The following is an 11,781-nucleotide window of genomic DNA, read 5'->3' as shown; positions in this document are numbered from 1 at the left end:
AAGAAAAAATCATATAATGAGTGAGAATGTAAAATTTGTGTTAATATTTCACATCTTATGCAGATGAAAATAAGTGAGGTGCAATATGAGCAATTCTTATAATATTAATCAAAAAATAGAGGAAGCGAAAGATTTAGTTATCAACTCAATTGGTGAAACCATGGATTTATATGGTACAAATCGTAGTGTTGGTAATCTTTACGGTACGATGGTTTTTGAAGGTAGTATGACGCTTGATGAAATGCGTGAACATTTGCAAATGAGCAAACCTAGTATGAGTGCGGGTGTAAAAAAATTGCAAGAATACGATATCGTTAAGCAACAATTTACCCGTGGCAGTCGCAAACAACATTTTATAGCCGAGAAAGATTTTTTTAATTTTTTTCGAAACTTTTTCACACAAAAATGGGAACGTGAAGTCGATACAAATTTAGAAGCGACGAAAAAAGCAGAAAACATTCTTCAAAACATAATACAAACTAATAATTTAAGTGAAGAAGAAAAAGAAAAAATAGATAGCATACAATCCCAATTGAACCACACAAAATTATATTATAAATGGTTAGAAAATTTAAGCTCTGCGATTGAATCTGGAGATATTTTCGAACATTATCCTATACCAAAAGAAGAAGATTTATAACTTAATTTATTATCAATATGATTCAAAAATCCTCAGAAATTAGATTTATTATCTAATTTCTGAGGATTTTTAAATGTATTATCATTTTTACATTATAAATTATCGTCTTCAGGGTCTGATTTAACTTGAACAATACGAAGTGAACGTCGTTCTACTTCTTTTAGTTTATCTGCTCTTGTTTCCAGTTTAATCCGATCTTTATTAAGTGTGATAATAAAGGATATCATCATAAACGTAAATATAAATAGAAGTGGTACACTTGCTAATAATGAAGCAGTCTTTAATACTTCAAGAGCTCGTTCTCCACCAACTAACATAAGGGAGAAAGGTAATAGACATAAAGCGAAAGCCCAGAATAAACGATTCGCTTTTAACGGTTCCCCTATTACCTTCTTCTGAGACGCAGCCGCTAAAATATAAGAACCTGAATCAAAAGTCGTTGCTAAGAATAAAAATGCAGATATTAAGAACAACACTATAATTAAAGAACCCATTGGCAATTGATGCATAACTTCTATAATTGTTGCTTCAGTACTATGTTTATTTAAAAAGTCAACAACATTAAACTGTCCACTAATTTGTAAATAAACAGCATAGTTACCAAAAATACCAAAGAATAAGACACATCCCAATGTACCATAAGCAATTGTTCCTAATATGACTTCTTTGAGACGACGACCTTTTGAAATTCGAGCAATAAATAAACCAATAAATGGTGCGTATACAAGCCACCATGACCAATAAAATATCGTCCAATCTTGAGGGAAATTTGTTTCTTTACGATTTCTAATTCCACCAAATGGCTCCATCCATGTTGCCATATGGAAGAAATCTCGCATCATATTCCCAAAGCCAGTTAACGTTGTTTCCATAATAAAGATGGTTGGACCTACAATAAATACAAATGCAAGTAGTAAGAATGATAACCATACGTTAATATCACTTAATTTTTGTATTCCTTTTTTTAAACCCGTATAAGAACTAATGGCAAAAATGACTGTGATTGTGAAAAGTATAATTGAGCGAATAACCATATTGTCTCCATCTATACCTGTTAATCGTTCAATTCCAGAAGAAATTAATGGCACACCTAATGCTAAAGAGGTTGCCGCTCCTCCTAATAGTCCAAATATAAATAAGATATCTACTAATTTACCTAAAAATTTATCAGTTTGTCCTTTCAGTACTGGACGACAAGCTTGACTAATTTTATATACTGGTTGTTTCTTTACAAATACTAAATAGCCAATAGGCAAAGCTGGTAATACATAAATTGCCCATGCAATAGGTCCCCAATGAAACATGCCATATTGCGTTGCATATGTAAGCGCCTCATCAGTCATTCCTTTAGCTCCATTTGGAGGTACTTGATAATAGAAGGCCCATTCGATAACGCCCCAATAAAGAATATCTGAACCAATGCCTGCACAAAATAGCATTGCAGCCCAACTAAAATTATTAAATTCAGGTTTATCACTTGCTTTTCCTAAAGTCACATTACCATATCGGCCGAAAGCAATATAGAGTACAAAGGATAAAACAGCTAAACCTATAAATAAGTAAACAGATCCTATCGAGTTAGAAATAGCACTATTTATATCAGTAATAACTTTCTCACTTGCACTTGGAAAGACCATCATAGGTATAACTGCTGCAAGCAAGACAATCACAGTACCTATAAAGGTGGGCCAATCCATTATTTTTTCTTTTTTCAACTAAGATCCTCCTTTGAATATTATATGTACGACTTATAATGTATTTACGTGAATGAACCACATGATGACAATATCTAAAATTAAATAAAAATGCAAATTACATTCATAAAATTATTTGAGCAAAACTGAATATTTATATATTTTATTCCATTGAAACTATCGAAAAATTTAACTATATCAATAGTGTTAAATTAAAAATAAACGTTTTAAACAAATATTAAATTATAAATATTGAATTTTTATTCACTTTTAATGAATATATATTTTTTTGACATTTTCTGTTTTAAATTAAAAATAAGAGAAAAATGCAATTCATAATAGAATTCACATTCTTCTCTTCAATATTCAAAAAGGCACAAAAGGTCTTCTCAATCTATTAAATTTTCATGAAACTTTACATTGTTTATATGACTAATACTCTATTATAAACTAATATCCTAATATTATTTTTATTATAAAACCAACAATAACTGAAACACCTATTGCAAAGAATCCTGGAATAATAAAGCTTGTAGGTCGTGTACGTCCTGTTTCATCTAAATTAACTGCGAATAATAACGTTGGTTGTGCAGGTATAACAAAGTTAACATTTAATGTTTGTACCATTGCTACAAAATACATGGGTGGAATTCCCATACTCATGACGATAGGTACCATAATCGATGCTGTTGCTGTTTGTGAAATAACAATCATCGCTACTACAGCTACAAGAATGATCACAAGCCAGGGCATGTGTTGAATCGTTTTACCTACATCATTTTGTATGATATGTAAATTATGAGGTGCGTTAAATACTGTCGCACCTAACCAACCAGGTCCGAGTACTGCAAATAATGCACCAATAGCAGATTGTGTAATATTAGAAGAGAGAATATCACTCGTATTCACTTTTAACATTAACAAATTAATTGCTGCACTTAAATACATAAAGAATTGTACAATTTCTGTCATTGATACAGTGACCTCTTTTCCATTGACATTAAACGAAGGCATGAATTGAGGAAAAATACCAAACGTAAGAATACCAAACACACAAAAAATAAATGCTAAAACACCTATCTTTACTCTAGTAGAAAAAGCATGATTTACATCAACGTCAGGTGTATGAGCAATTTCACTTTTAGTAATTGTATTTTTACGTCCTACAAACGTACAAAATATACTTAACATAAACATAGTGATTAATGATGTAGGTAAGACAATACTCAAATATTGACCCATTGAAATGTCATGACCTGCAAGTACTGAAATAATATAGGCTGTTGCGGATGCAGCTGGACTACAAAGTAAAGCCAAATTAGCAGTTAATACTGAAGCAATGAGTGGTCGCTTAGGTTGGATTTTAGCTTTTACTGCGGTTTGAGCAATAATAGGTTCTAGTGATAAAGCAATGTTTGCAGTCCCTACTCCAAATACGAAGACAAATACAATCATCGGTGCAATAAAAATAATTGATTTTGGAAACCGTTCAATGATTTTCGAAGCAAGATAGACAAGATAATCAATTCCGCCTGTAGCTTGTAACGTTCCTCCAGCTATACCAATTGCCAGAATAATTAGGACTGCTGTAACAGGGGCAGAACCAGGAGGAAGTTGAAAACCAAATATCATAATCAGTTGGGCCACAATAGCAAAAATACCACAGCCTAAAGCACCTGCTGTGCGCAATCCTAGCATAATGGCTACAATCATTATGATAATTTCTACTATAAACAGTAGCATTATAATAACTCCTAACTTTAAATAATTCATGTGAATTTTTTAACATATCTATTTTATCACTTTTATTTGTTAAAAGTATATATTTGCATAAAGTTAATTAATATAAATATTTTGATAAGAAAAAACCTTTAAAAATCAAACAGATTCTTAAAGGTTTATGAATATTTATTGTTTTTTATCATCTTCGTTGAGTGATGCACGACCTTCTTCATCATATGCTACGTCATCATCGGTATGGCCTTTTGCCATTTTAAGATTTTTCTCAATACGTGCTTCTTCTTCTTTTTCAGAACGACTTCTATAAAAGCGTTCCTCAAAAAGCGAACCCCAAATGAGACCAAATATGACGCCAATCGTAATTACCACAATTGCGATCACTAGGATCCATTGAAGTACTCCTAACGCCATTGTGAATCACCACCTTTATATTTGAACACTATAAGAACTAGTAGTTATATATTCCCTTTATAAAGCGATTTAAATCATATTAAATATAATTTTTAAAAATAAAAAAGAGCAAGGTAGAATTCGTTTTGAATTCATATACTTGCTCTTTTAAACATCTTAGTCATTATTTTAAACCAATTTTTTAATAGTTCATTTCCTTAAATTATGAAATGTAATTGTATGAACTTGCTTGACTTGCTGAAATTGTACGTGTAGATACTACACCTACGCCTTGATAGTTCATTTCAGATACTGTAACAGAACCATCACTATTTACACTTTCAACATATGCAACGTGACCATAACCACCTTGAGTCGTTTGCATTACAGCACCTGCTTTAGGTGTATTGTTTACAGTATAACCAGATTGCGCTGCTGCGTTAGCCCAGTTATTTGCATTTCCCCAAGTATTACCAATTGTGCCACCAACTTTGTCATATACATAATATGTACATTGACCCCAAGTATAGTAATTCGCACCTGAATTTGTTTTACCTAAGAATGCTTGAGTTAAAGCAGTTGATTGTGTTCTTGGTGCACTTTGAGTTGTAACTTTTACATTACTATCTGATGTTGACGCAGTGTTAGCGCCTAATCCACCTGTCGTATTATTAGTTGTATAAGATTGATTGTTGTTTGTTGTATATGAATAATTGCTATTGTAATTATAGTTATTATTATTGTAATTATTATAGTTAGATTGACTATTATTTGAATCATTAGTGTGATTTAAACGATCAGGACTCCAATTACCTTGCCATGTGTAATGATAGTTACCTTGTTGATCAATTGTATAAGAGTAGCTATATGAAGTTGGGTCATTAGGGTTATATCCATTATTTTCCGCTGCATGTGCGTCATGATGCGCAAATCCAACTGTAGCGATTCCGGCTGTGGCGATAGTTACTGTAGCGATTTTTTTCATAATTAAATATCCTCCTAGAATTTTAAAACATTCTTCTTTTATTTATCACGTGGCTACTTTCAAATGACATCTCAATATTAAATTACTTCGAATTATTTTTTCTCGTTAATTAACGACAAGACATACTTTATCAGATAAACAAGCGTTTGTGGGCGTTGTTAATACCTTGTAATTGAATCATAATAATACGACGGTTTTTGTAATTAAATCTCTCTTTTGTTACATCATCAAAACACTTTAATATCAATCTTTTTATCAATTTAATCAACAGTGTCATTACAAATGATGTAATATATCTGATTATTTTAAATATGTTTTATTTCATAACATAGGGGAATATTATTTATTATTTTCAAGAATGTATAGCAAAAAACGAGTGAGATAACATTCATTTTGAATTCGTTATCTCACTCGTTTGGTTATTCATTAAATATATTGGTGTTCTTTTAAGTAATTAAGAATATGTTCAACTGATTCATCTATACTTTGTGTTTCAGTATTAATAGTTATTTCAGGATGTTTTGGCGCTTCATAAGGTGCACTAATTCCTGTAAATTCTTTAATTTCACCTGAACGTGCTTTTTCATATAAACCTTTAGGGTCTCGTTTCTCACATTCTTCTACACTACACTCCGTATATACTTCAATGAATTCTCCGTCTTCTAGAATGTCACGTACTTCATCACGATCTTCTCTATATGGAGAAATAAATGCAGTAATTGCAATTGTTCCTGCATCTACAAGCAATTTACTTACTTCACCGATACGACGAATATTTTCTTTACGGTCTTCTGGACTAAAACCTAAGTTTTTATTTAAACCGTGACGGACATTATCGCCATCTAATCGATATGAATGTTTGCCTTCTTCAAATAAAGCCTTTTCAAGTGCCACAGAGATTGTTGACTTACCAGAACCAGATAAACCTGTAAACCAAATGACAGCACTTTTATGATCATTTTGACGTTGTCTATCTTCTTTAGTTACTTCTGAATCATGCCATGTAATATTTGTTGATTGACTCATTTTATATACTCCCCCAAATTACTTTTGTCTTAATCCTTTAATTAATACTTCTGCAACTTCAGGTCTTGAGAATTCTTTTGGTAATGATTCGCCATTACGTAATTTTTCTCTTACTTTCGTACCACTTAAATGTACATGGTCTGATGCATCATGTGGACACGTTTTAGCTGTAGCCATATTGCCACATTTTTCGCAGTAAAATGCATGTTCAAATTTTAAAATATGAATATCTAATTCATCTTCAAATTGAGAGATAAGCTCTTGTGCTTCATAAGTACCATAATAATCACCAACACCTGCGTGATCACGTCCAACAATAAAATGTGTACAACCATAATTTTTACGAACTGTAGCATGTAAAATTGCTTCACGTGGACCTGCATAACGCATCGCTGCAGGATAGATAACTAAACGTGCTCTATCTTTAGGAAAGTAATTTTTCAAGATAGCTTGATAACTTTCCATACGTACATCTGCAGGGATATCATCCGCTTTAGTTTCGCCAACTAAAGGATTTAATAATAAGCCATCTACAATTTCTAATGCAGATTTTTGAATATATTCATGTGCACGGTGGACAGGATTACGTGTTTGGAATCCGACTACTGTTTTCCACCCTAAGTCTTTGAATAATTGACGTGTTTCAGCAGGATCTAAATGATAATCTGAAAATTCATCATGTTTAGGACGATTTACTAATTGAATAGGACCTGCTAAATAAACATTTCCTTTTTCATATACTTTTTTGACACCTGGATGGGCTTCTTCAGTCGTACCGTAGACATTTTGAGCTTCTTTTTCTTTATCATACGTATATTTTTCTTCAAGTTTTAAAGTACCATAAAGTATGCCATCTTCACCATATAAAGCAATATCATCACCAATATTAAGTTCATTCGCTTGTGTCTCAGTGACAGGTAAAGTGATAGGAATACTCCATACTAGTCCATTTTCAAGATGTGTATCTTCAACAACTTTTTTATAATCCGCTTCCCCCATAAATCCAGTAAGTGGACTAAAGCCACCAATAGCTATTAATTCTAAATCTGAAATTGACCAAGGATTTAAAGTTAATGATTTAAAAGCGTTCGCTTTTTCAATTAATGCTTCTCTTTCTTTTCCTTCTACAACTCGATTAATTAACTCTCCACCATGTGGCTTAATTGTATAATTGATAATATCTTCATTTGTTGGCATCGTTGATAACTCCTTTTCTAATTATTTTGATTAGTTTACTCGGCTTTATTTATAAGAAAAAGACAATTTTTTGTTACGAATAATAGTAATAATAACTAATACAATAATCGCACAAATAATTGCGAATCGAATAACATTTGTCACTGTAGTGTCTTGGATGAAATACGTCATTAAAGCATTACTATTTGTAAAAATAATAAGACCACCTACACAAATTGCTAAAATATTAATGGGTAATATTTTAGTTAAATAGGCTGAAATTGGTGCGGCAATCATACCGCCTATACTTAATGCAATGACAAACCACCAATTAATTTGGGTAAATCCTAAAAAGATAATAAAACTTAATGATGTTGAAAGTGTTACAAAAAACTCACTTGCAGACACTGTACCAATGGCATAGCGTGGTTGAATTTTACGACTTGCAAGTAACAACGGTGTATTGACTGGTCCCCAGCCTCCACCACCAATGGCATCTAGAAAACCAGCAACGGCTCCTTGTGGAACAAGTTTCGCACTACTAAGTGTGCCTACGTGTGTATGAATGGCTTTGTGACGTTTAAATAAGAACTGATACAAAATATAAAAACCCATTGAAAGTAAGAATAGTGCTATATAAGGTTTAATATAGTCACCATGTATTTGAGTTAATAATGCTGCACCGATAAATCCACTGATTGATCCTGGTATTGCGAGTTTCAACATGGTTGGCTTATGTACATTTTCAAATTTCCAATGTGATGTACCAGATGCAGCAGTCGTTGCTATTTCTGAAAAGTGTACCGTTGCTGAAACAATCGCAGGTGCTATGCCGTATGTTAATAATATGGATGATGAGGAAGCACCGAATCCCATTCCGAGTGATCCATCAACAAGTTGTGCTAAAAATCCAGCTAATGCAAATATAAACAATTTTCTCATATATCACATATCCCTTCATACCTAAACTTGCAAATGAAGCCATCGTGTGAATTCTCGTTGCTTAACCTCATCTAAATACTCATCAGATAAAATGTGTTGTAATAACTCCTGTTTCCTAGATGGCTCGATTGATAATCGTTTAATTAGTTGTCTACTTTCATATAAAAAATCAATATACATTTCATATGATTCATCGTACATATCGCTTATTCTTGAAATAATTTTTTTATTCAATTTAGGACTTGCTCCATTGGTTGACACGCTAATAGAAAGTTTTCCACGTTTTAAAATACTTGGAATCGTAACATTTCCAACTTGGGCTTTCGAAGCATGATTACACAATGCATGATGAGGAACACTTTCTAACACCTTTGTATTGACGTCGTTATTATTTGTGGCAATCACTACAAGGTCGGCATGTTCAACATCTTGTGGCTCAAATTCTTTTTGACTCCAAGTGATATTTTCGTTATCTAATAATTCCTTTAAAGTTGTTGAAATATTAGGACTAACAATATGAACATCAGCACAATATTCGATTAAAGTTGAAGCTCGTTTCGTTGCAACTTTCCCGCCACCTACTATGACAATCGATTTCTGGTTTAAATCAATCATGAGCGGCATATGGTTCATATTGTCGTCCTCCTATATTAGATATTTTTCAAATTATGGTAATGTCATTTCAACATCTGATACTTGTTCTTTGAACCAGCTAATTTTTTGGCGCATATTTACAACATCACCAATCACAATCATTGCAGGATTTTTGATTTCAGATGCACGTTGTACAATGCTACCTAATGTTCCAGTGACTGTTTTTTGAGAAACTGTTGTCCCTAAATGTACTAGCGCTACAGGTGTATCTACTGACTTACCATGACGCACTAATAGTTCACAAATTTCAGGCAAACGTTTTACCCCCATATAAATACACAATGTTTCAGGACCATGCGCTAAATGTTCCCAATATGCTTCTTTCGTCATACCTGGTTTATTCACAGCTGTAACAAACGCAACTGAGGAACTATAATCTCTATGAGTAACAGGAATTCCTGCATAAGCAGGAGCTGCAATTCCTGATGTAATACCAGGAACAACTTCAAATGGAATTTGATTATCCGCTAATATCTCTGCTTCTTCACCACCACGTCCAAAAACGAAAGGATCGCCACCCTTTAATCGTGTAATGGTATGACCTTTTTTCGCTAAATTCACTAACATACGATTTGTTTCCTCTTGTGGCAATGAATGCTTATTTGGATCTTTACCACAATAGAAGAACTTTGTGTTGGGTTTTGCAAAATCTAAAATCTCTTTATTTACTAAGCGATCATATAAAATCACATCTGACGCTTGAATCGCTTTCATACCTTTTACAGTTATTAAATCAGGATCACCAGGTCCTGCACCTACAAGATAAACCTTTCCCATCTTATCACCCCGTTCGCCTTCTATTTCTTTAAAAATCAGCTGTGAAAATCTCTACCATCATGAACTTTAGCTACTACACCCGAACGAATAACGAAGTCGCCAAAATGTTCACCTTCGAGACGTGATTTTCCATAATCCATTAAAATTGGTCTTAAGCTTTCAAGGATTTCCTTTTCATCGATGTTTTCTTTGTATAGTTTATTTAAGCGATCACCGTTAAAGCTTCCGCCTAAATACATATTATATTTGCCAGGCGCTTTACCAATAAATGCAATCTCAGCTAATGCAGGTCTTGCACAACCATTAGGACAACCTGTCATACGTATAGTAATCTCTTCTTCACTAACACCAGCTTCATCTAATAAATCTTCAATTTTAGATAATAGCGTTGGTAAATAACGTTCTGATTCAGCCATTGCTAAACCACAAGTTGGAAATGCTACACAAGCCATTGAATTACGTCTTAAACCACTATAATTTTTACCATCAGTTAAACCGTATTTATCAATAAGAGATTGAATATCTGCTTTTTTCTCTTCAGTTACGTTAGCAATAATTAAATTTTGATTTGGAGATAATCTAAAATCACCAGTATGTGTTTCTGCAATTTCTCTTAACGCCGTTTTTAACTTATAGTCTTCTGTATCTTTTACACGTCCATTTTGAATGAATAATGTATAATTCCATACACCTTTTTCACCTTCAATCCAACCTAAACGATCGCCATTATGTTCAAATTTAAATTCACGAGCTTCACTGATTTCCCAGCCTAGACGTGTATTTAATTCTTTAACAATATTATCTACACCAAAACGATCTACTGTGTATTTAAAACGTGCATTTTTACGATTTGAACGATTACCAAGATCACGTTGAATTGTAAGTAATGCTTCACATACATCTATGACTTTATTTTTAGGAATAAATCCAGCAATGCGTCCTACTTGAGGGTATGTATCTGGATTACCATGCGTCATACCCATGCCGCCACCAATAGCCACATTAAATCCAACGAGTTCATCATTTTCTACAATTGCAATTAAACCAATATCTTGTGAAAATACATCAATATCGTTTGATGGTGGTACGGCAATACCAATTTTAAATTTACGTGGTAAATATTTTTCCCCGTACATTGGTTCTACTTCTTCTTTAGAATCAAGCACTTTCTCTCCATCTAACCAAATTTCATGATAGGCATTCGTTTTAGGTAATAAATGATCACTGATAGCTGTAGCATAATCAAGTATTTCTTTATTAATATTTGATTGATATGGATTTGGGTTACACATTGTATTACGATTAACATCCCCACATGCTGCAATCGTATCTAACACTGATTCATTAATTTTTTTCATAGATGATTTTAAATTTCGTTTTAAAATACCATGAAATTGGAATGTTTGACGTGTTGTTAATTTCAATGTATGATTCGCATAATTATTAGAAATATCATCCATTGCAATCCATTGTTCAGGTGTTGCTTTACCTCCAGGTAGTCGCACACGAATCATGAAAGCATATGCAGGTTCTAATTTTTGTTTACGACGTTCATCACGTACATCTCGGTCATCTTGTTGATAGCTCCCATGAAACTTAAGTAATTTGGTATCATCATCAGAAATAGCACCAGTTAAAGGATCTGCTAAACCTTCTTCAATCGTACCGCGTAAATAATTACTTTCAGTTTTTAAATGTTCTAACGCATCAAGGTTTTCATTTAACTCATCAGCAATTTGTTTAATCGTTTTAGCCAT

At 32.9% G+C, this 11,781-nt stretch carries 11 protein-coding genes; 1 reads left to right on the top strand and 10 read right to left on the bottom strand.

Annotated elements, in window-relative coordinates; all coding sequences use genetic code 11:
- Nucleotides 1-85 precede the first annotated feature (85 nt).
- Nucleotides 86-640, top strand: coding sequence for a choline uptake/conversion transcriptional regulator CudC (cudC, locus tag NR218_RS04300; protein ID WP_019835178.1), 555 nt, complete (start codon nucleotides 86-88; stop codon nucleotides 638-640).
- Nucleotides 641-732: 92 nt separating this feature from the next.
- On the opposite strand, the gene NR218_RS04295 is transcribed toward cudC, so the two are convergent.
- The 10 genes from NR218_RS04295 to cysI all read right to left on the bottom strand — a co-directional run bounded on the left by NR218_RS04295 (nucleotide 733) and on the right by cysI (nucleotide 11,781).
- A complete protein-coding gene (locus NR218_RS04295; RefSeq protein WP_019835179.1) occupies nucleotides 733-2,355 on the bottom strand; it encodes a BCCT family transporter in 1,623 nt (540 codons plus the stop codon).
- 429 nt (nucleotides 2,356-2,784) lie between these two features.
- Nucleotides 2,785-4,077, bottom strand: a complete 1,293-nt coding sequence (locus NR218_RS04290; protein ID WP_019835180.1) for an anaerobic C4-dicarboxylate transporter family protein — start codon at nucleotides 4,075-4,077, stop codon at nucleotides 2,785-2,787.
- 165 nt (nucleotides 4,078-4,242) lie between these two features.
- Nucleotides 4,243-4,485 carry a hypothetical protein gene (locus NR218_RS04285; RefSeq protein WP_019835181.1) on the bottom strand — a complete coding sequence of 81 codons (243 nt, stop codon included), beginning with the start codon at nucleotides 4,483-4,485 and terminating at the stop codon, nucleotides 4,243-4,245.
- A gap of 202 nt (nucleotides 4,486-4,687) precedes the next feature.
- Nucleotides 4,688-5,449 (bottom strand): CHAP domain-containing protein, encoded by a 762-nt coding sequence (locus NR218_RS04280; RefSeq protein WP_265848399.1) that lies wholly within the window; start codon nucleotides 5,447-5,449, stop codon nucleotides 4,688-4,690.
- 426 nt (nucleotides 5,450-5,875) lie between these two features.
- The gene (gene cysC, locus NR218_RS04275) at nucleotides 5,876-6,475 is read right to left on the bottom strand and encodes an adenylyl-sulfate kinase (RefSeq protein WP_048680071.1); all 600 of its coding nucleotides are present in this window, start codon (nucleotides 6,473-6,475) and stop codon (nucleotides 5,876-5,878) included.
- Between the two features lie 18 nt (nucleotides 6,476-6,493).
- Nucleotides 6,494-7,672: a sulfate adenylyltransferase gene (gene sat / locus NR218_RS04270; protein ID WP_049379419.1), complete on the bottom strand. Its 1,179-nt coding sequence runs from the start codon at nucleotides 7,670-7,672 to the stop codon at nucleotides 6,494-6,496.
- 45 nt (nucleotides 7,673-7,717) lie between these two features.
- Entirely contained in the window at nucleotides 7,718-8,593 is an 876-nt protein-coding gene (locus NR218_RS04265) for a sulfite exporter TauE/SafE family protein (protein ID WP_048761805.1), read from the bottom strand.
- 21 nt (nucleotides 8,594-8,614) lie between these two features.
- Nucleotides 8,615-9,226, bottom strand: coding sequence for an NAD(P)-binding protein (locus tag NR218_RS04260; protein ID WP_054105909.1), 612 nt, complete (start codon nucleotides 9,224-9,226; stop codon nucleotides 8,615-8,617).
- Between the two features lie 33 nt (nucleotides 9,227-9,259).
- A complete protein-coding gene (cobA, locus tag NR218_RS04255) occupies nucleotides 9,260-10,024 on the bottom strand; it encodes a uroporphyrinogen-III C-methyltransferase (protein WP_048761808.1) in 765 nt (254 codons plus the stop codon).
- A gap of 35 nt (nucleotides 10,025-10,059) precedes the next feature.
- Nucleotides 10,060-11,781, bottom strand: coding sequence for an assimilatory sulfite reductase (NADPH) hemoprotein subunit (gene cysI, locus NR218_RS04250; protein WP_070508439.1), 1,722 nt, complete (start codon nucleotides 11,779-11,781; stop codon nucleotides 10,060-10,062).

The organism is Staphylococcus sp. SUC_1.2, assembly GCF_026222585.1.
This window is presented reverse-complemented; position numbering and strand designations above follow the sequence as displayed.